Origin of the sequence: Nocardia uniformis NBRC 13702, assembly GCF_001613345.1 — a bacterium.
Classification (GTDB): domain Bacteria; phylum Actinomycetota; class Actinomycetes; order Mycobacteriales; family Mycobacteriaceae; genus Nocardia; species Nocardia uniformis.
The window spans coordinates 177,630-202,909 of record NZ_BDCE01000046.1 but is presented as its reverse complement, the minus strand read 5'-3'; the positions used below and the strand labels follow the sequence as shown (position 1 = coordinate 202,909).

The window sequence follows — 25,280 nt, the reverse complement described above, 5'->3', positions numbered from 1 at the left end:
TCGCAGGCCCCCTCGACCGCCGAAGCGCCGGTTCCTCTACCTATACTTGCACGATGCGCGGTACGGGAGCCCATAATGACGACGAGCGTCGGCGGACGCCGGTCCGGCTGTTCAACAGCCTCAATCGGCGTCTGGAGGTCTTCACTCCGATGCACGGCAACGCCGCACGGGTGTACACCTGCGGCCCCACCGTCTACAACTACGCACACATCGGCAACCTGCGCGCCTACCTGTTCGCCGACACATTGCGGAGGACGTTGCAGTGGAACGGCTACGACGTCACCCACGTCATCAACATCACCGACGTCGGCCACCTGACGAGCGACGAGGACGCTGGCGACGACAAGGTCGAGTTGGCCGCCCGGTCCAAGAAGAGCTCGGTATACGACATAACCGAGAAGTACACCAGTGCATTCTTCGACGACCTGGAAGCCCTGAACATTCGTCCGGCGGCCATGTACCCGCGCGCGACCCAGCACATTCAGGAGATCATCGAGTTCATCAGGGTGCTCGATCGCCGGGGCTATACATACGAGCTCAAGGGTGGTCTGTATTTCGACACCAGCAAGGTGAGCAATTACGGGCAGCTCGGCGCGCTCGACCTCGAGTCCCAACTCGCCGGTGCCAGGGTGGCGGCCGATCCCGACAAGCGGCAGCCGTGGGATTTCAGCTTGTGGCGCCTCTCCCCGCCGGACGGCACCCGCCTGATGGAATGGGACAGCCCGTGGGGGAAGGGATTTCCCGGCTGGCACGTCGAGTGCTCGGTGATGAGTCTCAAGTATCTGGACGGCCCGTTCGATATCCACACTGGCGGAATCGACCACCGGCAGGTACACCACCCGAACGAGATGGCCCAGAACCAGGGGTACCTCGGCGACTCCGAGCCTGGCGCACGCCTGTGGGCGCATTCGGAGTTTCTCATCATGAAGGACCGGAAGATGTCCAAAAGCACGGGCGACTTCTGGCGTCTCTCGTCGCTTGTCGACCGGGGCGTTCATCCGTTGGCCTACCGCCTGTTCCTGTTCCAGGCGCACTACCGGTCACAGGTCGACTTCTCGATGGAGGCGGTCGTCGCCGCCCGGGTGTTGCTCGAGCGGATACTGCGCCGGGTCGCAGCACTGGTGGCCGAGGCCGGGGAGGACGGAGCGGGGTTGGCGATGCTGTCGCGCCAGGCCGCCTCCACCACGGGCGGCTCTTACGACTACCTGCGCAGCTGCTATGAGGACGGCCTCGGCACCGCTGGTCAGCAGGCCATCCGAGAGTTCGCCGAGGCTGTCAGCGACGACCTGGGCACGCCGAGAGCGCTGGCCGTGCTGTCCTCGGTACTGTCCGATCAGGACATCCCCGCGCTCGATGCGCTGAAGGTCATCGGCGTTTTCGACCTCGTACTCGGGCTCGACCTGCTCACCCTCGACCCGCGCGACCTCGTCATCCGGCCGGCCGACGCTCCGTTGGGCAACGATGACGTTGAGGCGCTGGTCGCGGCCCGGCAACAAGCGCGCGCGGCGCGGGACTGGCAGCGTGCCGACGAGGCCCGCGACCGCCTGACCGAGGCTGGCGTGCTCGTGCAGGACGGCACCGCCACCGTGCCGACAACCTGGTCCTGGCAGATCCGCGACTAGAGCACGAGTCAGCGTGTCGTCATGGGCATGGCCGCCGCGTACTACTACGACCGGATCAGACCCAAAACGTTCAAGAAATCTTGGATCACCTTCGGTGCGCGGGCGTCGCTGCCGCCCCCGGCGGCAGTCTGGCTCGCCAACTCGTCCGCGATGGCGACCGCTTCGCTCAGCTCGACATTGTTGTCGATCTTCGAGTAGAACGCCTCTTCGAACCGCTGGGGGTCTGGTCCGTGCCCCAGCTGCGCGGCGTGGGTCCATAGGGCGAGCCGTTCTGTGGCCTCGTCGATGTAGTGGTCCTGCCACTCTCCGCCACCTCGCGGCGAGTAGTGGCTGAGCGTGGCAAGACGGACGACCATGCCGTCATGCTCGGCCAGCAGGTCCCGAGCCAGCACGAGGTTGCCGCGAGACTTGGACATCTTCTCGCCCTTGTAGTCGAGCAGTGCGGAGTGGAACCAGATACCGACCTCGCTGCCATCGCGCATGCTGCGGTCTTGCGCAGCCTCGCACTCGTGGTGGGGGAAGATGAGGTCGGCGCCTCCGCCGTGAATGTCCACCCGGCGTCCGGAGTGTTTCCGACGCATCGCCGAACAGCCGATGTGCCAGCCTGGACGACCGCGCCCGAACGGCGAGTCGTACTGTGGCTCGCCTGGTCGGGAGGGCTGCCACAGGATGAAGTCGAGCGGGTTCTCCTTGCCCGGGCGGTCCGGGTCGCCGCCGCGGTCGCGCGCTATGTCGACCATCTTGCCGGGACTGTAGTGGGACACTGTGCCGAACTGCTCGTCGGGGGCCACCCGGAAGTAGACCGTGTCGTCGATCCGGTAGGTGCGACCGTCCGCGGCCATTTCCTCCACGGCCGCGACCATGTCCTCGACGTGCTGCGACGCCCTCGGCTCGACATCGCAGGTCAGGTTCAGCTGCTGGACGTCCGCATTCCACTGGGCCACCTCCTGCTCGACGAGGTCCCAGTACGGGATGTTCAGCAGCTCCGCCCGTGGCAGCAGGGGATCGTCGATGTCAGTGATGTTGCGAACAAGGCGCACCCTGGCTCCGAGGTCACGCAGCCGCCGAGCGATCACGTCGTAGGTTGTCGCCATGGCCAGGTGACCGGTGTGGGCTGAGTCGTAGGGGGTGACGCCGCAGACATACAGCGTCATCTCGTCGGACATCGCGACCTCGACGTCGCTGCCTTGCTTCGTGCAGTAGAGCTTCACGTGGCCTTACTCTTCTCTCCGTGTGTTGCGGTTTGGTGAACCGGCCGGGTCAACGGGAGTGGCTCGCACTCGCACACAATCGACGATAGCTGGCCACTTCCGTTCGGCAAGAACCAACCTCCATGAACCGGCCGCTGACCAGGTCTTGCGATAATGGGACCAACTCCCGTCTGGTCCACGGGCTGTGACGGGTCGCCCTGGGCGACACTGGTGCCACACCTGGATCCGACATCGCTGGCCTGGTCGAGGAAGTCCCTGACTATGGCGGCGAACATCTCGGGCTGGTCGTCGTGGATGACATGTCCGGCGGAGACCTCGACGAGGCGGGTGCGTGCGCGCCTCGACGCCATCGCAGCGGCGTGGTAGGAGGATAACGTGTGACTTCGAGTCCCCCTCAACAGCAGCGTGGGGCAGTCCGAGGCGAGCCAGTCAGCCCAGTGGTCGCCGTTCAGACAGCGCTGGGACTCCACCATGTGCGCGGGGTTGAACGCCAGTCCCCAACCGTCCGTGTACTGGCGGAACGCGTCCACCAGGTGCGGTGCCAGTCGGCCCAGCGCCGTGCTGAGCGCTTCCCGATTCACCGCACGGTTGGGCCAGTCCAGGGTGAACGAAAGGTCGCTGTCTACGACGGCTCCGATGTCCTCGATCACCAAGGCGCTTACCCGATCGGGTTGTGCCGCCGCGAGTTGGTACGCGTTGACACCGCCGAGGGAGTGCCCGATAACGGGGAGTCGGTCGAATCCCAGATGATCGAGCAGAGCGACTGTATCCCGCAAGTAGCCGTCGCGGGAGTAGTCCCCCACGGAGTCGGATTCGCCGTGGCCGCGCTGGTCCGGGGCGACGAGCCGCCAGCGGGGAGTAAGTACCTTCGCCAGCCTGGTGAAGGTACGACCCTCCCCTAGGTGACCGTGCAGAGCGAGCAGCGGGTGCCCGGGACCGCCGTAGTCGATATATGACAAGCGCCTGCCGTCGAGCCAGAGGGTCGATCTGGCCGGCGCATCTGGCCGGTCGTACCTATTGTCCAACTCGCCGTCCATATTGCCATCCTTCCTCGCGCTGAATGTCCGACGCGGCATGACATCGAGCAGAGCATGGCGCATCGTCCGACACGCGGCGATCAGTTCTCATTCGGAGGTGGGCGTGCCTGCCAGCTGCGACTGGGCCAGCGCCCGCTCCTGCTCCCAGATCCGCTGCAACTCCTCAATCTCCTGCTCGGTGAACCCGGACATAGCGCGTTCGGTGACGTTGACAGGGTGGTTGTGCTTCACCCGCATCCCGTGTGCGGCAAGCAGCTCCCGCACATCGCGGTCCAGTTCGCTGAGCCGCTCGGGGGACACTGTCAGCTCCCGCAGCCATTTGTTCCCGTTGCCGACATGGGTGAGTTCGTCGGCAATGATGTAGTCGTAAATCAGCATCGTCTTGAGGTCGCCTTCCTCGCGGAGAGATCGGAGGACCTTCACCGCGCCGTCGAGACCGGTTCCCTCCCCGAGCCGCTGCTCGATCATCAGCCGCTCAGGCAGGGTCCTGCCCAACACGAACTTGTCCCAGACGTCGAAGGCCAGCGGGTAGTCGCCTTCGGACACTCCAAGCTCGTGCATCCGCTCGGCGAACAGCTCGAAATGCCGTGCCTCGTCACGGACCTGCTTGGCCAGGTCGAAGCGCAGGCCCCACGGAGCATCCGGGTGGTGGGCGATCATGGCCGCGCAGATCTCTGCGGCACACAGCTCGATCCGGAACACCGAATCGTGCAGGAGCGAGCCCCGACTCCCGTCAGAGACCCCCTCGCCCTTCGACCTCTCGCGCAGCGTCGACTCCCGACCGGGCCGGATGGGAATCGCTGGCAGTGCGACCACCCGCTCTGGCAGCCCCTCCGGAATCCTGCCGGTCACACCCCCTGCATCGGCGAGGAGATCCGCCAGGGCGCCGATGCATGGCGCGCCGGCCACTCCACCGGTCGGCACGGCGTCGAGGAGCTCTAGGACACCGGTCAGGCAGGACACGGTCAGCTCATCGGCCTTGAACGGCACCCGCCCGTGGTGGGCGAGCACCGCGTCACGCAGGTCGGGATAGGCGAGATGGCACAGTGCGGTGTACTCCATCTCCGGGTTCTGCAGCGAGCAGACCGCGTCGGTGAACGCCACGTACTCCGCTGTCGCCGCGGAAGCGTCCACCGTGGACCGAAGGCCGACCAGTCGGTTGCCGATCAGCTCCGCTGCCTGTGCCAGCGCCCAGATCTGGTGGCTGAGCTCAAGTTTCCGTTCGGTGCTTGCGGTCCGCACCATGATCGCCGAGCTGAGCTCCAGCAGCCGCACACAGCCGAACCTAATCGCCTCGAGGTAGCGCCGATTGTGGTCGACCTCGATCGTTCCCCCTGCTTCAGTCATCTGTCTCCGTCCATCGATTGTTCAAAGGCCACCATTGGCCACGTTGCCCAGTGCATTGTCAGAAGCGGACGCCGAGGAGGGTCTGCGCGCTATCGCAGCGCCACACCTCACCGGTGATGTGCCGTGCGTCGTCGGACAGCAGGAAGAGCACCAGCGCGGCGGTTGTCGCCGGGTCCGCGAGCCCCAAGGGCAGGACCCGGTCGGCGTGGTCGTGCATGGAATCGCGCCGTTCCCCGCTACCTGCAATCTCGTCGATGAAGCCGGTCCGCACCGCCCCCGGCGCCACTGCGTTCACGCGGGTCCTGCGCCCCACCCACTGCTTGGCCAACCCCACGGTCAGCGAATTGACCGCCGCCTTGGACGCGGCGTACGACAGCGCGTCCCCGTGAGGTACCAGTGACTGGTCCGAGGACATGTTGACCACACTCGCGCACCCGGTGGAGTCCAGTGCGCGGCCGAACGCCTTCAAGATCCTCAGCATTCCGATGACATTGGTGTCGAAGACCTGGTTCCACTCCGCGACATCCTCGTCCTCCAACGGCACTCCTCCGCGCGGGGGCAGGATGCCGACACCGTTGTAGATGTGGTGAACGACGGGGGTCTCGGCCAGGACGGTTCGCTGTGCGTTCTCTACGTCCTGGTGGTTGGTCACGTCACAACGGATGATCCCGGGCCCCTGACGCCGATCGAGCCGCCACACTTGGGCGCCCTCGCGCGACAGGGCTGTGGCCACTGCCGCCCCGATCCCTGAGGCAGCGCCGGTGACCACGCAGACCCGGCCGGTGAAGCGCTGCTGAATGGTCACTCCGGCGTCCTCTTTGGCGGAGTGACCGCTGTGCGGGCCTTCTCGTATTCGGCGCGCTGCGCTCGTGCTCCGGAGAGCAACAGCGACACGTCGAGTCCCGAGCCGATCAGGTCGAAACCCATGGCGCGCAGGCTTGCCGCCGTTCGCGGGTTCTCCGAGAAGATGCCGCTGGTCAAACCACGTGCCTCGCACAGGCGCACGGTCAGTTCCAACCAATCCCGCACCTGGTTGTCGGCCAGTGGATCCGCGCCGAGACACCCCAAGGCCATCATGAGGTCGGCAAGCCCCACGAACACGCCGGTCACTGGTTCGTCCAGGATCGCGTCGATGTTTGCGAACCCGACTGGTGACTCCACCATCACCATGCAGTGCGTACTCGATGTCGCCGCCGCGACGTAACCGGGTCGCAGGAACCGTGCACGGGTGGCACCGACGGACCGTGTCCCGAGCGGTGGGTAGAACGCAGCTTGGCATGCCGTGTGGGCCTGCTCGCGCGAGTCGACATTGGCCACGAGCACCCCGTCTGCCCCCGCGTCTAGTACCCGGCTCGCCAACGCAGGCTCGCCCGGCGGGACCCGAACCAACATGGTTATGTCCGTGCCCGAAGCTGCCTGCAACGCGGCTAGACACGCGTCGAACCCACCCATGCCGTGCTGGAGGTCCAGGCAGATCCAGTCGAACTCGCCGCTGCGCGCCAGAAGCTCGACGGCGAGCGGCGAGCCGAGCGCGCAAAAGCAACCCAGTGCCGAGTCAGTGCTCATCGGCGGAGCCATGGTAGTCACCCACCTCGAAGATGCCGGACAAACTGGGGCAGTGGTCGAGCTCGACCTCGATGAGCGCGGGCTCGTTCCGCTGGCAGAACCTGGCGAGGATCGGGCCGAGCTCCTCGGGCGAGCGCACACGGGTGGCCGTGATCCCGAACGCGGCGGCTATGGCAACGAAGTCGGGGTTGACCAGCCGGCTGTACGTCACGGCGGCGCTGTGTCGGGACGCGAGCACAACCTCGGAATAGGCGTTGTCGTTGAACACCACGACGACCACGCCGAGCCGCTCCTTGACCATCGTGGCGAGCTCGCCGAGACCGGCAACCAGACCACCGTCCCCAGTCACGCACACCACCTGCCGGTCGGGCTGGGCCAGCTTGGCACCCAGCGCCAGCGGCAGCGCACTCCCCATCACTCCCTGCTGACCGGCGGAGAGCGTCAGCCTCCCGGAAGCGACCGGAAGTGCATACATCGCGTGGTAGCTCATTTGCGTGGAGTCCAGTGCGATCACCGCGTCCGCGGCCAGCGCCTCGTGCAGGGCGGCCGTGTATCCCGCGTGCGGGTCGGCCGTCGCGAGCGCCAGCATGCACCGCGACCGCAGATCCGCCAGTCCTCCAGGACTCCATGTCGAACACCGCCGCACCGGTTCATCAGGGGCTAGTTCCGGGATCAGGAGCTCCGCGCGCCCGGTGAGGCCGACAGTCACCTGTTGGAGATCCTCTGTACGGCGCGGATCGGCGTCGACTCTCACCAGGGAAGGCCGCACGGTGCCGTGCTTGTCGCTGCCGAAGACGGCGGCGAGGCGCGTCCCTACCGCGACCACGACGTCGCAGTGGTCCCACAGCACGCGGAGCGCTGGAACTGGCAACAGGCGTGGGCTGTCCTCCACCGTCGGGCAGCGTCCGTTCACCGTGGCGACGAGCGGTGCGTCCAGACGCTCGGCGAGTTCGCACACCGCACCCGCGGCGTTCCTGGCACCACCGCCTGCAATCACCAGAGGCCGTGCTGCACCGTTCAGCAGCGAGTTGGCGGCATCGATGGCCAAGCCTCGTGCTCCGCCAACACCTCGGCGGGGCGCATCGAACACTGCGCCGGCCATCGGCACGGTCATCGCCCCGGCCACGTCGACCGGCACCTCAAGCAACGCGGGCGTGTTAGGGGGCATCAGCGTCGCATTCGCCAACCGACCGACCACAGCGAGGATGTCGTCTGTGGGCATCAAGCGGTGTGCCTCGCTCACCGCTCCACTGGCGGCCGTGAAAACCTGGGGCGTCTCGTGCAGGAGACCAAGGCCCTCGCGACCGTTGGGTACCCCGCCCGCGATGCACAGGAGTGGGACGCCAACGGCGCGGGCGGTCATCAGCGCGGTACCGAGGTCCAACAGACCTGGGCCGGGGATGGACAGACAACAAGCGATCGTGCCGGGACGTGTTCGGGCATGCGCGATTGCCATCATCCCGCTACCGGATTCGGTCCGGCACACTACTAGTCGCAGACCTGGGTGACGCTCGATGCTCAGACACAGGTCGTCGATATGCGCCCCGGGTACGGTGAACACGGTCTCCACTCCGACTGAGACCAGTGCGTCGGAAACAGCATCCGCCACGGTGCCGCCCATTACGCCGCTCACAAGGACTCTGCTTCCAGCGAGGCCCGTTTGACCCGCAGACCGAGGCCCGGCTCGTCGCCGAGGACCCACGAACCGTTCTCGATGCGCGGCGGCTCCTCCAGCAAGTCGTCGAGCTCCGGCTGTTCTCCAAGGAACTCCTGCGGGGGCAGGGGCAACGGCCAGCACGCCACCACGGCCATGCTCGCTGCTAGACCGATGGTCGCCTGGTTCTGGTGCGGCACCAGCCGCCGCCCCAGGATGTCGGCGAGATGCATGATCTTCCGCAGCTCGGTGATCCCGCCGCACTTGGTCACATCGGGTTGCAGCACATCAACCTCGCCACGCAGAGCCAGATCGCGGAACTGCCACCGGGTGTACTCCTGCTCGCCCGCAGCCACCGGAATGTCTACCGCCCTTGCGACCTGAGCCATGCCTGCGAGGTCGTGCTGGGCGACGGGCTCCTCGATGTGGAACAGGTCGAGGTCCGCCAGTCTTCGGCACTGGCTGATCGCGGTCTTGGGCGTGTAGCCGTTGTTCACGTCGAATCCCAGTGCACAGTCGCCGATCTCGGCCCGCACCGCTCGTAGGACCGCCAGATCGCGCACCGGGTCGACGTCGACCCGGTGCGCGCCCCAATGGGTGCGCACCTTGAACGCGGCGAAGCCGCGGTCGGCGAAACGGCGCACTTCCGTCAGGTACTCGTCGAGATCGCGGTCCGCCGAGCCGCCGATGCTGGCGTAAAGCGGTATCCGGTCGTGGTGGGCGCCGCCCAACAGCTGATGGACTGGGACGCCCTGCACCTTGCCCACAAGGTCCCACAGCGCGATGTCGAGACCGGAGATCGCCGCCATGTACGGGCCTTTGTCGCCCTGTCGGGGAGTGAGTTTGCGGTAGCACAGGTGCCAGATCACGTCGATGTCCCGGCAGTCCGAGCCGACCACGGCACTGGCCAGTCCTTCGTTCACCACATCGGCTGTCAGTCTGGTGGCCCAGTCGGCCCGGTTGGGGTAGCACTCGCCGAAGCCGGACACCCCGGCTGCCTCCACCTCGACCCAGACCGCGTGTGAACGCAGCGGATAAGCACGGACCTTGGTGATCTTCACAGTTCCTCCAGCGGACCCGCGACATTGCCGCTTGCAGCCAGCCACTCGGCTAATGGCACGTCCTTCCACGACGGCGATGAGTACGCGTAGGCGCTACTGGTCGCGCCGAGGAGCTGTCGGCGGACGGGTGAAGCGCTGTCCAGGTAGCGCTCGACCGTCATCTCGTCCCTGGGCCGCAGCCACCGGTAGCTGTACCCGTAGAACAGAACCATCCGCGTCCGCGAGGACAGGTTCGGCGAAGACGAATGGATCAGCCGCCGGTCGAAGACGACCACGTCACCAGCGCGGGCCAGAATCTCCACCCCCGCATCGGCGGGTGCGCCTGCGCACGGGAGGGGGACGTCCCGTTTGTGACTGCCGGGAACCACGGCCATGTTGCCGCCACTGGGCTCGGACAGGTCGGTGAGAAACACCCCGGCCTTGAGGGAGAGTCGGGGCTGCGGATGTGGACCGAGCTCGTTGTTGATCTGGCCGCCGTCACGGTGCCAGCGCCAGAATGTGTCGGCTCCGATGACTTCAGCGCTAGCGTCCGCCGCGTCGTTGTGCGCGTGCAGGAAGTGCTGCCGGTTCGGGAACGTCTGCCCGCTGAGGGACGGCGCTACGCACCAATGGGTGTGGTACAGATAGATATTGCTGCCCAGGATGGCTGCCACAACCGGCAGGAGGCGCGGGTGATCGACGAGATCGACGAGTCCCTCGTCGAAACCGAGGAAGTCGAGGACCAGGGCACGTTCGTCCGGTGACTTTCCCCGCTTGTCCAGGATCTTGTGGGTGTTCTCGCCCACCACCGTGGCCAGCCGCGACACCTCGGCCGCGTCGAGGACGTCCCGCAGGATGACGTAGCCGTTGGTATCGAACTCGCGTAGAAGTTCCGCGTGCGCACTCATGAACGTTCCCCTTCCCATTCCGCGAGCCCGGCGGCGAGTGGGACGTCCTCCGACGTCGGCAGGTGATGGCCCATGACAGTCGTCTTCGCCCCGAAAAGCTGCTTGCGAACAGGACTCATCCCGGCCAGCCGAGCAGGTTCCACCTCCCCGTAATCCTGCGGCCGGAGCCACCGGTACCCGTAGCAATAGAACAGCGACACTCGCGCCTGGCCGAGGATGTTCGGGGTAGCCGTATGCCAGAGCCGCTGCTCGAACAGGACGATGTCGCCGGCGTCGGCGAGCATGTCGATCGCGCCATGCGGCTGGTTGGTCAGCTCGTCGAACGCGAGATCACCGACCAGCCGGTGACTGCCGGGGACCACCCGCATCGCGCCCTGCGCCGAACCGGTCAGCGGCGTGAGCCAGATGGCGGCCTTGACCGCGAGTCGTGGCTGCGGGTGCGCCATCTCCACTGAGGAGATACCGAGGTCCCGGTGCCATCCCAGCCGGGTGCGGCTGAGCTGCTCGACGGTCAGATCGCTGACAGGCGCCCGGACTGCCGCATGCGAGCTGAGGAGCGCGATTCTCGGGCCGAGGATCTGGGTGATCGGCACCAAGATGCGAGGGGCGTCCACCAGATCCTCGAAGACCAGCTCGCTCATCGCGACGTTGCGGAAGTCGAAGCTCTCGCGGGCCTGAGGGGTCAGGGCGCCGTCGTGGAACTCACGCCACCAGGCGCGAGAGTCGTCGTTCGCCGCGCCATCGGCCTGGAGCTTGGCTATTCCTGCGAGCAGAGCCGACACTTCGCCGTCGTCCAGGGCAGCGGGAAGCCGGAGGAACCCGTCGGACTCGAAGCGCGCTATGTCCGCTTCGGACAGTACAACCTGTTTCATCGTCATTCCTAGATTTATCGGCGGTGGTCAACCTATTGCTCCGCCAGCGCGCAGCCACTGCCGTAAGGCGGTGGCCAGCGCATCCGCAGCCGGGGCGAGCTCAGCCAGGTTCGTGTCCCAGAACGGGTTGTGAGGAGGTTCGTCCGACACCAGCAGCAGGCTCGCCGCCCGCACTCCTCGAGCGGCGGCGACGGCCAACACATGACTGGTCTCCAGGTCGACCACGTCTGCCTGCTCTCGGAGAGATTCCGTCTGCGACCACGACTCGGTCAGGGAACCGACAGTCACAGCACGCACCGAGGGCAGCTCAGGAACGGGTTCGAGGGTGGATCGGTGCCACGCATTGCCGTCCCACGCCTGCTCGACCCGCACCCACCGGCCGACCTGGGCAGGCGATCGGAGTCCTCCGGCGAGACCCACGAAGATCACGGCCGACCCGGGCGGCATGGCGAAGACGCAATCCACCACGGGACGACCCTGTGGGCCGACGACGACGGGCACCCCTTCCACAGAGCGTGCGGGCCACAGGCCAGGCAGCTCCACTCCTCCCTCACCCAGAGGTCGCACCAGGAAGCCCACCGGGGTGAGCACGAGGCGATTCGGTGGTTCGGCCAAGCCCAGGAACCTCGACCGGAAGGTGGCCTCACCGTTGCGTGGTAGTCCCTGGCTCAGGGTGCCGCGCGTCTGGGCCGTCATCGCGTCGGGTCTCCGGCATCCTGGGTTCTGCGGCGCATACTCTGTTCGGACAGCATCGGAATCGGGCAGCCGGGTTTGCCCGCGTACTCGCCGACGACGGAGTCGAGCTTGCCGATACAGTCCAAAAGGGACTCGTGTCGCAGGTTGCCAAGTGTGAAGCGCTTGTCCAATTTGTACATCCACGAGCACGGGCTCACGTCACCGTTCGGCGAGATGTGTAGCAACTGCTGCCCGGCGATGCAGTGGGCGGGGTTGCTGCTGCCGTCCATGCCGTGCTGGATGCTCAACGCCGAGCTGAACTCCTCGACCACAGCGGCCATCGTGCTCGCGACGTCGGACGTACGAGATGCCGACATGACCAAGTCCGAGGACGAGACGGCGGTGCCGGCCGGGATGACGGTGTGCAACGCGACGGTGGGCACACCCAGGTCCACGGCCAGCTGGCAGAACCGCCGGACGTTGCCGAGGTTTGTCGGCGTGATCATGTGACTCAGCCTCACGGGCAGCCTCGCCTCGACACACCGGCGGATGCCCTTCTCCGCCTTCTGGAAGGCTCCCGGACCACGGATGGCGTCGTGGCTCTCGGCATCGTGCCCGTCCATGCTGATGGTGATGCTGCGTACTCCGGCGGAGCGGAATGCGGTGATATGCCGGTCACGGATGAAGATCCCGTTGGTGGCGACGAAGACGCTCAGATCCTTCGCGGTCCCAGCCGCTTCAAGCAGTTCTATGAAGTCCCGACGCGCCAGGGGCTCACCGCCGGTCAAGTAGAGCTCGCGGACCCCTGCGTCCTCCAACTGGCGCAGCGAGGCAATCGCGGCGTCCGTCGGTACGTCGTCGGCCATGCTGATCGCCGGGCTCGAACCCGTGCAGCAGTGCCGACAGGCCAGGTTGCAGAACCGGGTCAGCTCCCATAGCACTAGTCGCCCCATGGCAGGCGGCCGGAAACGACACGACTCGTCAATGATCTTCAAATTGGTCATACGGCGGCCGCCGCGAGGTGGAGGAAGCCGAGCCCAAAACCCTGATTGGCCCACGCAGGCAGGGACGGGTGGACGCAGGACGTGTTCACGACGGCGACATCAGGTAAACCGGCGGAGCGTAAGACCCGTTCGAGCCCGCGGCGGGAGTAATGACGCTCGGTCCCCTTGCCGCCGCGAAGCCAGAACCCCAGCAAATAGGGGTTGAAGTAGTTCGGCACACCCACCACCACCTGTCTGTCCGCGTGGTCCCTCATCAGGGAAACGACTCGCACTGCCTCACTCATCTCCATCTCCTCAATAACGCCCGCGTTGTGCACCAGGTCCGCACGCAGGGATCTGTCCAGACTCGTGAAGTCCGCGTGCAGGTATCTGACCGACCCGACGAAGGTCAGCTCTTCCCGCAGCGCCCGCTCGATGACACGCGCGTAGGCCAGGCCCGGCTCGCTACGGTCGACCAACGTGACGTCGCTGCCGTCGGCGGCAAGCAACAACGACAGGACCGCGGTCCCACACCCCATCTCGACCACGCTCGCCTGCGTGCCCACCAGTGCCGTGAGGTCTTTGTGTAGGAGGCGGTAGTAGGTGCGGGATCTCGGGTTGTCCCAATCGGTCAGGCCGGTCTGCTCGTGGTGCTCAAGCTTGCTCGTGAACAGCGTGTTCCAGAACAGGCGCTCGTCAGGGTGGCGTTTCACAGCATGGTCGAAACCGGCGGTGAGCGCGTGGGAGACGAGATCGTCGACTCCATCCACTATGCGGGTGATCACTGAACTCATGGGCGGAAGTCCTCCAGGGCGTCGATCAGGGTGTGAATGTCCTCTTGTTGCAGGGACAACGAGGAGAACGTCAGCCGCACCCCACCCGTTGCGCCCGGTGCGCTTCCGCGCACCTTCGACGAGCCCATCAGGTGGGTCCGGCAGCCTCGTTCGCCGAGGTGGCTGAGCAGCACCCTCGGATCTGGGCTACTCAGCAGGGCCATATTGCTGTTGGCGTGGAAGATGTCGACACCGGGAAACGTCCTGCCGGTGGTCAGTTCTCGGAAAGTGCCGCTCAGCATGCGGTTGGCTTCAAGGGAATCCGTGTCGAAGGCGCGCTCCGCCGGACCCATGAGATTGGCCGCCCACTGTGGCAGCAACGGGTTGAACGACACTGAGACGGGCTCCCCGAACTCCGCGAAAGACTGGGAGGCAGGGGTCGGGAAGATGCCTTCGATCGCAGGCGCGCGGACACCAGTGTGCAGGGACACTGACATGCCGGGAAACCCGAGTAACCACTTGTTGTGGTCGAAGATGTAGACGAAGTCCTCGATGTCCAAGCGCTCGCTGAAGGATGCTCGCATCTTGGCCACGTCCGCGATGGTGCTGTTGTTCCCGATTCCGTGCGCACCATCCACGATTACGGTGAACCGGAGCTCCTGCGCCTGCGCGGAATCAGCGAGTACGTCGATGACATCGTCGACGATGTCCTGCCCGGTGATGTAGTCGACGTGACTTACGAGCAACACGACGTGCCCCGCGGCCGGTGACCGCCATCTGATCTCGTGTGTGAACGGGCACAGCCAGGCGGCCAGATCGCAACCAGACCGCTGGAACTGGCTCAGCACAGCGGGGAACTCGCAGGTCGTGGCCAGGAACGTACGAGGGAGGTCCGGCAACATCGCACCGATGGACGTCGTGATGTTGAATCCCAGCAGTGCGCCCAACCCGTCACCGGCCTCGGCCTTGAGCCGCCGACAGTAATCTGCATGGAGGCCGGCCGTTTCGGTGACGTACCCGAGGTCGCCACATTCCTGTTTTCGCCACAATGCAATGGTGTCTTCCGCGTCGAAATGACGAGTTGCGAAAATTACATCAAAGAAACGCACGTCATCTCCCGCTGTGCTGAGCGATCAACCGGCCGACGGCCGAAATGGAAACGTTCGGAGCCTGTTTCTTGGCTAACTCGTGAAGTCGAGCAAACATCTCACCGTGTTCCGAACCAACTCCGGGTGCCACCGAATCCCACGGAATCGCTCCATGCCTGAGCGACTTGCTCATTTTGAGACCCGGCGTGGACGAGGCCACCAAAGGTGTCAGAATGTAGGTGAATTCCGGTGGTTCCCGGTGACAATAGTGGCGCGTCCACTCGGCGAATTCTTGATCCCGATACAACTTGTAGATGAGTTCCACATGCCGGACCTCGTCGTAGCCGTATACCGCACACACGACGTCGTGCTCGTTCGCGATGAACACCGGCAGCAGCAACATGGAACAGATCCCCAGGACGTCTGACGTCGAGATGGATTCTCCATAGATCGATCGCACGAGATCAGGCCGATCACGGGAAAGATAGGTGTGTAGCAGCAGCGAGGCGTAGACGAGTTCACCATCGGCCAGCCGGGAGTGAACCTCGAAACCAGCACCCTCCAGTGCGCTTCTTATAAGACCGGCATTGCGCATCGCCACCGGCACCGGTATGTCGCGACTGGTGCCGCTCTCGACCTCGTTCAACGAGACGATATAGCGACCGCCTGCGCTTTCGGACAGACACTGGCCAGCGGCAAAACAGTAGAGATGTCCCAGATGCAGCGGGCCGGTGACGTCGGTGCCTCCGAAGTACAGAGTGTTCGGGCTGGCGACCAACCGCTGGTCTCGGGCACCCATGTAGATCCTGGAACTCGGATCGATCTGAAGCGGAGTAGTGGGCAAAACTCGAAGCGGCTCCGACAGCATTTGGTTGTTCCATGGGTCGACATCGAGCCCGCCTGCCGAATTCACCAGCGCCATCACTCTCCTCCCCAGGCTTTGCCGACTATGCACTTCCATGAGCCCAACTCAGAGTCGGCCTGGGCGTCCGCGCCGATGGCCCGGCAAGGGACGTCCTGTCGCACAACGAAGTTCCCTATGTGACTCGGTCCGCGATGATCACCGACCGGTCCGGAATTGGACGATCCCCCTGCATTGTCATGCTGGGATGATGCCCGAGAACGGCGGAGCTGTCCACTACGTTTCCATTCCTGTGGGCTGTCGTCTGCCACAGGATGCGAACCGTCTGGACGGTGAGACATGTGGTGCCGCAGCAGGATTCGATCGGCGTTGTCGTGGCAGACCTCGATGGCCATCTGGCACGGTGTCCACGCCTGATACCGCACCACCTGCCGAGCGACGGCAGCGACCCCGTGAATCTCTCGCTCGCGCACCAGGTAGTCGAGCACCTGGTCTGCGAGCTGATGGTTGACTTGTGCCAGTGCGCGGACCTGTCGCTCACCCACGGCCTCACAGGTCGGCCGGCTGGCTTGACGGCCGCAGTCGTAATAGTTTCTACCGCACAGCATCTCGTTGTGCATCGGAGCTGGCGATGCCGTGGCCAAACGGTCGGCGATATCGGCCGCGCTGCGAGAGCTGTTGACCCAATGGCGATTTGATCGGCGGCGCAGCATGCAACACACTGCCGCGGTCGCTCCGCCGTGCTCGATGATCTCGCGGGCTGCCGTCAACGTGGTCGGCGTGTCCCCCGCGCACAGCGACACCGAGGTGGGGGTGTCAATCAATCGGACTCCGAGACGCCCCTTATCGGTCGCCGCAGCCGTAAACCCCCACACCGGACGGGCGTAGTCCACCCTGTCGTCCGACCCGATTGCCGCATTCATCACGCCGACACCTCTTATCCGATGCCATCGACGATGACGTTGCTGATGGCGAACATGATGTACGGGACTCCGGCCAACGCCAGCCCCGCGATCGGCGCGACCAGCCAATCCGCTTCGGCGGCAGGAACATACAGTCGTCTGGTGTCCTGGAGTTGCCCCTGACCGGAGAACCGGACGGCCGCCCGCTCGAGCACCACCCGGTGCTGCGGCGTCAAATCCGCCAGTTCTCCGACACCTAACATGGCGACCCGCCCGCCCTCCCAGGTGCGATATGCCGGAACTGAGAAGCCCCCACGAGCAGCCGCCGACCGAATGCCCGGATATTGGTGTTCTTCGACATCCCAGCAGCACAGCAGGCATCCGGCCAGTGCCGGGATCGGGTGGCCCAGCTCCGCGTACACGCCTTGCTTGTCAACGCTCAACGACAGACCCCATTGGCGTTGCCGATCAACAAGTGGCTCATGATCACCGATGGCCCTGCTGGCCCCTCGGTCAACCGTCGTGGGCTCGGACACGGCTCGGTCGATCGGTTGAGCTCCGGCGCCAACGCCCGGTTGCCCGTTACACGAAATATGTTGGCGTGCTGACACAGCTCGAGGATCTGGTCCTCGCTGAGGTGGCGGAGTCCCGGCACTATCAGCGCGCAGGCGTGGTGTCGCAGCTACGCGTCGCGTGGCCTGGTAGCCCTCTCCGTCCCCGGCATCGATGAACACGGCATCGCCGCAATGCGTCCGAGACAGTTCTTCGCCCATGCATCAACTCTGGCCGCACCGGTTGTCGGCCAGCAAGATTCATTTCTGGTGCATCTATGGGAAAATGGTGCGCCCTTGGTTCATTGTGTCAAAGTCTGTGCCATGTTTCGGGGCCGTGGTCGATCCGGCGCAGTACTTCGGCGGCGGCCGGGGAGGCGGGCGCGGACTTGCGCGCGTTCGTCGTGATCATCCGCAGCTCACGGATCATCCGAAACGTGTTGTACCCGTTCCAGTCCCGCACATCCCACCCCAGCGCCCCGCAGAAGCGATCGTAGTCGTACTGCGGGTAGCCGAATCTGCGGGCGTGAACCTCGACCGTGATGGCGTCCCATTCGGGTTGGCCAAACGCGCAGTTGTCCCAATCCGACAACACCGCACGACCGGCTATGTTGTGCCACAATGCATTACGGTGCTGAGCGTCACCATGAATGACGGCTGGTGCATGATCGTAGGAGATGTCGGACAGCTCGATCTTGGCCCGTTCACACCACGAGTACAGGGCGGCTCGTTGCGTGTCGTCGAGGATGCTGCTCATGTCGATACTGCGTTCCACCCCGTCCATCGGATCGTGCACCGGCAGCCGCAGAGTGAACTCGCGCACCGCATGCAGCTTCGCCAGGGGCTCGGCGAGGTCGACCGTCGTGACCTCTCGGTCTTGCGGCAGATACTCCCAGAACGTGACGGGGCATCCGGAGATGACCATCGGCTGGCCTGGAACCGGTCGTAGTGGCGCGGCCGCGATCCCGTGACGTTCCAGCCAGCCAAGCAGCGGCACGACTCGGGCGGGTGCGGTGCTGCCGGGCCGGTTGATCTTCACCACCACGGGTTCGTGCGCCAGCCGGTAGACGGCGTTGGTGTGGTGCCGGATCAATGTGTAGCCGGTCGGGTCCAGTCCTGCTCTCACACAGGCGACCTCGACGATGCGGGCCGTGAAACCCGGCGTGAATTCCGTCCCGGTCGCGTCGGGGCGCGGCATATCGGTGCTCACTGCGGTCGCGTGGTGATCGCGGCGTGCAGTTCGACGGCGCGCGGAAGTGATTGCGACGGCGCGGGCAGCGCCCGCAGGACGTCACCGGCTCGGGTGAGTACGATCCGTGTGCGGTGCTCGGCGCACAATTCGTCGGCCACCGACCACGCCAGATCGCAGGCGACGGTGGCGTCACCGGCCACGGCGAGTCCGACCGCCTGATCCAAGCGGATCAAGGCCGGATCGATCACTAGGCCCGAGTCGCCGCCGTAGAGCCGCAGCGCCTCGTCCTGGACCGGTTGGGCGTTCGCGATGTCGCCCATGTTGGTCAGAACGCCGCTCATATACAACAGGTATCGCTTTCTGTTGAATCGGAACGCGTCGTCCGAGGTGGTGCCGAGCCGGTCGAACATCACCTCCGCCCGCCGTCTCGCCTCCTCGGCTGCGGTGGGATCGTAGCGGGCCAGCGCCCGCGCTTCGGCGGCGCACGCCAAGGCCGTCGCATCGCATACCTCGCCGTGGACTGCTTGAGCCTCCCGTGCCAACTTCACCGCATCCTGCGCTGCGCCGTAGTAGTACGGGAGCATCGCCGCTTGCGCCCTGACCATCGCCTGGAGTCTGGTGTTCTCGGTGTCATCTGCGGCCAGTCTGGCGCTTCCGTGCCAGTGGGCCGAGCGGCGAACGTCGCCGAGCTTCATGCAAGCATCCGCTGTGAGAGAGGCCAGCACGGCCAGGGCTTCCGACAGCCTGCCCTGCAGCAGCGTGGGTTGTCGCACCGCCGTCAGACCCTCGACCTCCAGCAGATCAGACACCATCGACTCCAACATCTCTGCCGGGGCCGTGCGAGTGTAGAGCGCGATATGCTCGGCCACCCGCTCGTCGATCAACGCCACACGCGACCGCGTCACCGTGCCTGTCGACAACGTGTCATCGATCCGTCGCCGCGTCCGATCCAACTCGTCCAACAACGTCGCTGGAGTATCGGACGGCGAGCCCAGCAGAGCGGCCAGCCTATCCGGTGTCACCCGCAGCCTCTCGGCCAACCTCGGACGCTCATGGGGAAGCGGATTGTTCTCCCCCGCCTCCCACCGCCGGACCGTTCCCCGGTCGACACCCATCGCAGCGGCCAGGCTGGCCTGTGTGAACCCGGCAGCCTTGCGTTGCTCGGCCAACTCCGGCCTACGTCTGGGCATTACGGTGTCTCCCCGCTGTGACGATCGTGCGCCGATCACAAGCCTACTTCCCACATGCGTCCCTTCGTCGGCGAGCGCGGACGGTTATTCTCTCGGAACCTCGGCTCAAAGAATTCCTCGCGACTCGGCGTCAGCTCGGCGACCGTGCGGCAGCAACGAGCCACCACTGCGTGGCGCCGCCGGCGTCGGCCGCGGCCATCGGGATGAGTGGCGTTGCATTTGTGCGTCGTAGCCGATGTCCTGTGGCGCGGCACGATCGCCGGTAGAGCGGAGAACGTCGAGTCGGTGAAATGTCGCTGGAGCGTTTGGATCTCGCAGTCGCCCGCATCGCGCAATCGGACCTGGAAGCCGCTGCCGAACAGGAAAGATTCGAGATCATGTCCCTCGGCGAGTGCTGCCACCGCCGTCAACTTGACCACAAACACGGGATCGGGTTGCTCATCGGCAAGCGGCAATGTGGGGTCTTACGCTGACAGAAAGACTCCTGCCTTCGCGAGATTGTCCCCTGCTCCGCGTATGGTCTCCGTGTGAGTTCACAGTCAGGGCCTCAAACGACACTGTTCGACGTGCAGCCCGATGCAGATACTGCGGGTGGGCTTGAGACGCGCTATGACGCGACGTTCGTTGCACGGCTAGCCCTACGGGAGAAGCAGGTCCAGCAGTCCTACCGGCCGATCATCCAGATCCACAAATGGTTTGCGCGCCGTCCGGGCTCGGTATTCAGGTCTTTGATGCATGCCGAGTTCGACGGCCGACCACTCGCAAGCTCGTACACCTCAGCGCACGATCTCGCCGGAATTGTCGCAGATCCGTTCATGGGTGGTGGTACCACCGTGTACGAAGCCACCCGGCTCGGTCTGAGCGTTGTTGGCTGTGACGTGAATCCGATGTCGTTCTGGACGGTGCGCCAAGCCGTCGCACCGCTCGATCTCGAGGCGTTCGAACGTGAGGCCGCCCAAGTTATCCAGGACGTTCGCAACGAACTGGGCGACTACTACCGGACACGGTGTACCGAATGCGCTGAACTCGCAGACGTGAAGTACTTCCACCTGGTCAAGCACTGCGACTGCCCGTCCTGCGGCAAGCAGGTGGACCTGCACCCGGGGCTGAGGCTGGCCGAGTCCGTGCGGCATCCACGCGAGGTCTACCACTGCCCTCGGTGCAACACTCTGAAGGAAGTCACCGCAAGCAAGACGCCTCACTGCCCCCAATGTGACTACGATCTCGCCCAGCGACCGACCGTGCGGAGCGTGACGACCTGTCAACACTGTGGTAACAAGTTCAGGTTCGCGGAGCATCTCGGGAAGCCTCCGCGCCATCGCCTTTTCGGCATCGAGTACCACTGCACCCATTGCTACGAGAACATCCGAGGGCGGCAGTTCAAGACGCCCGATGCTGACGACCTTGCGCTGATCGACCGGGCGGCCGAGCAACTGCGCGCGACCCGGGATCAACTCCTTATCCCCGAAGATGCGATCCCCGCAGGCGACGAGACTTCACGACTGCACCGCTGGGGATACCACAAGTGGAACGAGTTGTTCAGCGACCGCCAGCTTCTCGGGCTGGGAACGCTCATGAAGCGGATCTCCGAGGTTCCGAGCGACGAGGTGCGGTACGCCCTTGCGACCGTGTTCAGCGATTTTCTCCGTTATCAGAACCTCTTGTGCCGGTACGACACGTATGCGCTCAAGTGCCAGGACATTTTCGCCGTACACGGCTTTCCGGTCGCACTCCTCGCATGCGAGAACAGCCTGCTCGGGATACCCAAGGTGGGCTCGGGCTCATTCGTCCATTTCGTCGCCAAGTATCTCAAGGCCAAGCAGTACGCGAAGCACCCGTACGAGATCGTTTACGACGGTAAGCGAAAGGTCATTCACCCCATTGCCGGGGAGTCAATCGAGACCCCGCTTGTCGAGTCCGAGCCTGAGGGCCGACCGCAGGAAGTATGGCTGTCGAACGGCCCCTCACAGAAGCTGATGCTGCGCGCCGAATCGCTGGATGGCGTATTCACCGACCCTCCCTACTACGACAACGTGCAGTACGCCGAGCTGATGGACTTCTGCTACGTCTGGCTGCGGAAGTTCATGGCAGCACGGGCGGAGTTCTCCCAGGAGACGACCCGGACTGATGACGAGTTGACCGGCAACGCGACGCTACTTCGCGGCCTCCAGGAATTCACGTCAGGCCTCAGCGAAGTCTTCTGCAGAATGTCGTCGGCGCTCAAGCCCGGCGCGCCGCTGGTGTTCACCTACCACCACAACGACCCCAAGGCGTATGTGCCGCTCATCGTCGCGATTCTTGATGCCGGCCTGACTTGCACAACGGTCCTTGTCGCGCCCGGAGAAATGTCAGCGTCGCTCCACATCGCAGGGACGAAGTCGTCCATCCTCGACTCGGTCTTCGTGTGCCGCAACCCGAGCTACGCCTCGGGAGTTTCCGGGGCTGACATCAGCACTCTGGTCAACGCGGATGTCGCTGCGATGCAAGCGGTCCCGTATGAGCCGACAAGCGGCGACATAGCCTGTCTGACCGCTGGACATGTGGCTGCCGCAACAATTCGACACCTTCGGGTCACCTGGGTCGCGGGTGATCCCCTGGAACAACGCTTCACGACCGCAACAAAAGCCGTTGCCGCAATCCGCGACGAATTGGAGCGCACCACCGCATGACCGTTCGCCCGTACCAGCTCAGCCCGAACGAACTCCAGCACAATCTCGATGAACTTGTTCAAGCAACTTTCGACGACCTCACCTCGCAATTCATGCTCTTGCCCCGAGGGACATCATTCCTCGAGTACCCCCACTTCCAGGAAGGCTACGAAGCACTGAGGCAGTGCACGGACGGGTTCAAGACCCTCACTGTGGACCGATGCTGGGTCGCGGTACGCCGCCACGCGGTGGCCGGGATCGTCCTACGCACAATCCTCGGAGTGACACCTCCAGAATGGCAGGACCTTGCCAAGGAGGAGACGGATCAGGAGTTCGTGAGCAACTGGGCTCGCGGTCTCGACAAGAACATGCGGACGAACCCGAAGTACTTCCACACCCGGGGCGGGAATTCCGAGCTCACCATCGCCAGAACCACCGCGCTGTTCGCCGCTGCGTGCAAAGCGCTCGGCGAAGGCGCGCTCGAAGCTCCTGAAGGCATGATCCATCGCCTCGACAAGATCGACACCAAAGAAGGTCTGGACTCAGTTCGGTACGCCGCCGAGCAGCACATCCCGTATGCGGTACTCCTTTACGAGCGCTACTTAGGGCGACCGTTCTCGAGTCACCGCGACGGAGTGTCCGAGCTGGTGGGCGATGTGATGGAGAATGCCATCGAAGACCAGCTGTCAGCAGCCCGGATTCCGTTCCGCAAGACCAAACGCGCCGAGCGGGTACCCGGCTTCGAACAAGCTCCAGACTTCTTCACCCCGGACGAGCTAGCCCCTGCTGTCATCATTGAGGCGAAGATCACCGGAGACGATGGCACAGCACGGGACAAGGTGACCCGAATCCTCCGCCTGGCGACCATGCGTGATGACCGCGAGCGCGCGGGTAAGCCATCGTTCGAGGTCGTCGCATGCATCGACGGCAGAGGATTCGGCGTCCGCCGTGAGGACATCGGGCAGCTCATCACCGCGACCCGGGGCAAGGTGTTCACCGCGAACACGCTGCAAGACTTGATCGCCCACACCAGGCTTTCGGAGTTCCTGCCAACCGCCGGAATCACCAATTGATACAGCTTCTCGCCTTCGGCGCGGACGCCGTTGACCGAAAGCGGTCACCGCCAAGGCGGCGATGCTCGTGGTACCAGGAGTTCGAAACACCGATGGGGGTCCGCGGCTACACCAATGTGCGGACTCTCTACGACGGACGCGTGCAGGCACGCGAGTGCCGAGCAGCTCGGAACGATCCAAAGACGACCTTCGACCTCGAGATGGACCGCTACCTGCTCAAAAACGGCGCAATCCACGAGCTCGAATGGGTCACTGCCGAGTAAACGTCCAGCCGATCGACACCCCAGAGCATGATGCCGGGTAGTTGCACGACCGGTTCTCGTAGGTGTCGAATTCGCAGACGGTGGTCGTTCCGGTGGCGTACGCGATGGTCTTCGTTCACGGTTCGTCCTTCCCGGTCGATGGTTCGTGTCTGGCGTACGGATGACTACCGCTGATGTCCGTAATCCTCGGACTGATCGAGCCCGTGCTCCTGATCGTGGTGCGGCCGGTCGTCGTGCGGGGTGGTCGGCGGCGGGTGGCTCGATTCGACGGAGGCGACAGGGCCGAATTCGATGGCGCCGTCGATTACGCGTTGCATCTGGGCTGACAGCTGTCGGTCGTGGTCGGCGGGAGCTGGTGTGTACCGGGCGTGAACCGCGACCAGCTCTGAACGCATCACACGATCGAGTTCCGCCGCGCGGTGCAGGTCACCCATCGCGGTATGGGCGTCTCGCACAGCGTGGGCCGCGCGGGTGAGTTGCGCGAGCACCAAGTGGTAGGAGGCCGACGAGGACTGCTGACGTGTTTGGAGCATGATCAGCGCCGCACCGCCAGCCGTCAGCGTCCGTGCCGGTTTGTGCCATCGGGTGTGGGCGGGCCGCTGCGCGGACTTCGCCAAGGCACGGGCGGCCGTGGCCAGCGGGCCCGGGGTCGTCTCCGTCCGCACCGACCATGCGGCCATAACGCCCGCAGTGCGGGCCGCCGCGCGTGCCCACTGGTCATGGTCATCGAGCGGGATCTGCGCCAGGTAGCGATTCCACCATTGCAGATCCTGAGCCGCGCGCCCGACCTCAGCCGCATCCACAGGCACCGCCTCGACTCCGTCAGGATTGACCGGAGGGCGATTGCGGTGAGCGGCCCGCCACTCCGCGACAGCTTCGGCATCGAGGGCCGGGCTGGCGTCCCATTCGTTTCGCAATGCCGGAAGGGTCAGATCGGAGGCGAGTCGACCACCGCCGTAGTACACCAGTCGCCCGCGGCTGCGCGTCGGTTCCGCGACCGCGTAGCCCATGACCACGGAGGTGTCGCCGTGGGCGTAGCGCGGCAGAACAATCAAGTTTTCCTGCCGGAGCCGGCGAACGAACTCCCCCTCCTCGCGGGAGGCCACCGCGCAGGCGCGCACAACACGCTCGATCCGCCACCGCGCCGGCTCCTGCGCGGTGCGCTCCGGGGTGGTCGGTAGTTCGGCGCGGGTCAGGCCGCGCGTGCCGATGCCACTGTGCCGGGATTCGAGGACCTGTAGTCCGAACTCCTGCTCGAGTTCTCCGGCGGCGCGCTGGGATCGCTTCTCGTCCCGCCACAGGTCGACTTTCGTGCCGTCGTCGCGGACAGCGGAGGCGACGATGTGGATGTGATCGTTTCCGCCCGTGGACAGTCCGTGTCGCACCGCGACCCATCGTGCGGGTGAGCGACCGGACCCGTCGGCGGTGAATCCCATCTTGGTCATGAACCCCTCGGCGATACGGCCCCAGGTTTCGTCGCCCAGTTGGCCTTCGTCAGCGCGAAGTGACAGCGAACAGTGCCAGACGTGGCCGGGAGTCAGCGGCCTGGCGGGGTCCTTGAGCTTGCGGCCTCGGTCATCGAGGCGGACTCGCCCGTCCTCGTCGCGCAGGTAGTTCGGCACGCCGACCTCCACACCGAACAGGCGGCGTGCCCGATCCAGGCGCCGGGCGATCGACAGTGCTTGCACCGGGGACAACTCAGCGCCGACCGGATAGTCGGTGGTGACCGTCTCGTCTCCCGCGACCAGGTGCGGAAAGCGGTGCTCGTCGGCCCGACCCGGCCCGACCAGGTAGGCCAGCAAGCCGCCCATGTGACCGCCTCG

General features: G+C 65.0%; 22 protein-coding genes and 1 pseudogene. 3 read left to right on the top strand and 20 right to left on the bottom strand.

Going from position 1 to position 25,280, the window contains the following annotated elements; genetic code table 11:
- The first annotated feature begins 53 nt into the window (after positions 1-53).
- Positions 54-1,622: a cysteine--tRNA ligase gene (gene cysS / locus NU1_RS15720; RefSeq protein WP_067522076.1), complete on the top strand. Its 1,569-nt coding sequence runs from the start codon at positions 54-56 to the stop codon at positions 1,620-1,622.
- Positions 1,623-1,666: 44 nt separating this feature from the next.
- Here cysS and NU1_RS15715 read toward each other — a convergent pair whose 3' ends face one another.
- The 19 genes and pseudogenes from NU1_RS15715 to NU1_RS41470 all read right to left on the bottom strand — a co-directional run bounded on the left by NU1_RS15715 (position 1,667) and on the right by NU1_RS41470 (position 19,928).
- Positions 1,667-2,833: a hypothetical protein gene (locus NU1_RS15715; protein WP_084521458.1), complete on the bottom strand. Its 1,167-nt coding sequence runs from the start codon at positions 2,831-2,833 to the stop codon at positions 1,667-1,669.
- Positions 2,830-3,870, bottom strand: coding sequence for an alpha/beta fold hydrolase (locus NU1_RS15710; RefSeq protein WP_084521468.1), 1,041 nt, complete (start codon positions 3,868-3,870; stop codon positions 2,830-2,832). Before NU1_RS15710 ends, NU1_RS15715 begins: the two co-directional genes overlap by 4 nt.
- An 87-nt stretch (positions 3,871-3,957) precedes the next feature.
- Positions 3,958-5,217, bottom strand: coding sequence for a DUF455 family protein (locus NU1_RS15705; protein WP_067522073.1), 1,260 nt, complete (start codon positions 5,215-5,217; stop codon positions 3,958-3,960).
- 58 nt (positions 5,218-5,275) lie between these two features.
- A complete protein-coding gene (locus NU1_RS15700; protein ID WP_067522070.1) occupies positions 5,276-6,022 on the bottom strand; it encodes an SDR family NAD(P)-dependent oxidoreductase in 747 nt (248 codons plus the stop codon).
- Positions 6,019-6,783 (bottom strand): HpcH/HpaI aldolase family protein, encoded by a 765-nt coding sequence (locus NU1_RS15695; RefSeq protein ID WP_169815072.1) that lies wholly within the window; start codon positions 6,781-6,783, stop codon positions 6,019-6,021. The genes NU1_RS15700 and NU1_RS15695 overlap by 4 nt, the downstream gene beginning before the upstream one ends.
- Entirely contained in the window at positions 6,773-8,404 is a 1,632-nt protein-coding gene (locus NU1_RS15690) for a thiamine pyrophosphate-dependent enzyme (protein ID WP_067522065.1), read from the bottom strand. Before NU1_RS15690 ends, NU1_RS15695 begins: the two co-directional genes overlap by 11 nt.
- Positions 8,405-8,412: 8 nt before the next feature.
- Positions 8,413-9,498: a mandelate racemase/muconate lactonizing enzyme family protein gene (locus NU1_RS15685; protein ID WP_067522064.1), complete on the bottom strand. Its 1,086-nt coding sequence runs from the start codon at positions 9,496-9,498 to the stop codon at positions 8,413-8,415.
- Positions 9,495-10,385 (bottom strand): phytanoyl-CoA dioxygenase family protein, encoded by an 891-nt coding sequence (locus tag NU1_RS15680; RefSeq protein ID WP_067522062.1) that lies wholly within the window; start codon positions 10,383-10,385, stop codon positions 9,495-9,497. The genes NU1_RS15685 and NU1_RS15680 overlap by 4 nt, the downstream gene beginning before the upstream one ends.
- On the bottom strand, positions 10,382-11,257 hold the full coding sequence (locus NU1_RS15675) for a phytanoyl-CoA dioxygenase family protein (RefSeq protein ID WP_169815071.1): 876 nt from the start codon (positions 11,255-11,257) through the stop codon (positions 10,382-10,384). The genes NU1_RS15680 and NU1_RS15675 overlap by 4 nt, the downstream gene beginning before the upstream one ends.
- Positions 11,258-11,284: 27 nt before the next feature.
- Positions 11,285-11,953: a hypothetical protein gene (locus NU1_RS15670; RefSeq protein ID WP_067522058.1), complete on the bottom strand. Its 669-nt coding sequence runs from the start codon at positions 11,951-11,953 to the stop codon at positions 11,285-11,287.
- On the bottom strand, positions 11,950-12,885 hold the full coding sequence (locus NU1_RS15665; RefSeq protein ID WP_245720141.1) for a radical SAM/SPASM domain-containing protein: 936 nt from the start codon (positions 12,883-12,885) through the stop codon (positions 11,950-11,952). The genes NU1_RS15670 and NU1_RS15665 overlap by 4 nt, the downstream gene beginning before the upstream one ends.
- A gap of 47 nt (positions 12,886-12,932) precedes the next feature.
- The gene (locus NU1_RS15660; RefSeq protein WP_067522054.1) at positions 12,933-13,709 is read right to left on the bottom strand and encodes a class I SAM-dependent methyltransferase; all 777 of its coding nucleotides are present in this window, start codon (positions 13,707-13,709) and stop codon (positions 12,933-12,935) included.
- Complete coding sequence (locus NU1_RS15655) at positions 13,706-14,797, bottom strand: hypothetical protein (protein WP_067522051.1); 1,092 nt, start codon at positions 14,795-14,797, stop codon at positions 13,706-13,708. The genes NU1_RS15660 and NU1_RS15655 overlap by 4 nt, the downstream gene beginning before the upstream one ends.
- A 1-nt stretch (position 14,798) precedes the next feature.
- On the bottom strand, positions 14,799-15,698 hold the full coding sequence (locus NU1_RS15650; protein WP_067522049.1) for a hypothetical protein: 900 nt from the start codon (positions 15,696-15,698) through the stop codon (positions 14,799-14,801).
- An 877-nt stretch (positions 15,699-16,575) separates the two neighbouring features.
- A complete protein-coding gene (locus tag NU1_RS15640) occupies positions 16,576-16,983 on the bottom strand; it encodes a hypothetical protein (protein WP_157552344.1) in 408 nt (135 codons plus the stop codon).
- 418 nt (positions 16,984-17,401) lie between these two features.
- A complete protein-coding gene (locus NU1_RS15635) occupies positions 17,402-18,289 on the bottom strand; it encodes a phosphotransferase (RefSeq protein ID WP_067522155.1) in 888 nt (295 codons plus the stop codon).
- An 8-nt stretch (positions 18,290-18,297) separates the two neighbouring features.
- Positions 18,298-19,167, bottom strand: a complete 870-nt coding sequence (locus NU1_RS15630) for a hypothetical protein (protein WP_245720138.1) — start codon at positions 19,165-19,167, stop codon at positions 18,298-18,300.
- Positions 19,168-19,290: 123 nt separating this feature from the next.
- A pseudogene (locus NU1_RS44230) lies at positions 19,291-19,473 on the bottom strand (helix-turn-helix domain-containing protein); the annotation flags it as partial.
- A 35-nt stretch (positions 19,474-19,508) separates the two neighbouring features.
- Positions 19,509-19,928, bottom strand: coding sequence for a hypothetical protein (locus NU1_RS41470; RefSeq protein WP_157552342.1), 420 nt, complete (start codon positions 19,926-19,928; stop codon positions 19,509-19,511).
- Between the two features lie 72 nt (positions 19,929-20,000).
- Here NU1_RS41470 and NU1_RS15620 point away from each other — a divergent pair, with 72 nt between their 5' ends.
- Together NU1_RS15620 and NU1_RS15615 are read left to right on the top strand one after the other, a co-directional pair.
- A complete protein-coding gene (locus NU1_RS15620) occupies positions 20,001-22,142 on the top strand; it encodes a DNA methylase (RefSeq protein ID WP_157552340.1) in 2,142 nt (713 codons plus the stop codon).
- On the top strand, positions 22,139-23,194 hold the full coding sequence (locus NU1_RS15615; protein ID WP_067522037.1) for a hypothetical protein: 1,056 nt from the start codon (positions 22,139-22,141) through the stop codon (positions 23,192-23,194). The genes NU1_RS15620 and NU1_RS15615 overlap by 4 nt, the downstream gene beginning before the upstream one ends.
- 427 nt (positions 23,195-23,621) lie before the next feature.
- Here the strand turns inward: NU1_RS15615 and NU1_RS15610 are convergent, their stop codons facing one another.
- A complete protein-coding gene (locus NU1_RS15610) occupies positions 23,622-25,268 on the bottom strand; it encodes a relaxase/mobilization nuclease domain-containing protein (RefSeq protein WP_157552338.1) in 1,647 nt (548 codons plus the stop codon).
- Positions 25,269-25,280 lie beyond the last annotated feature (12 nt).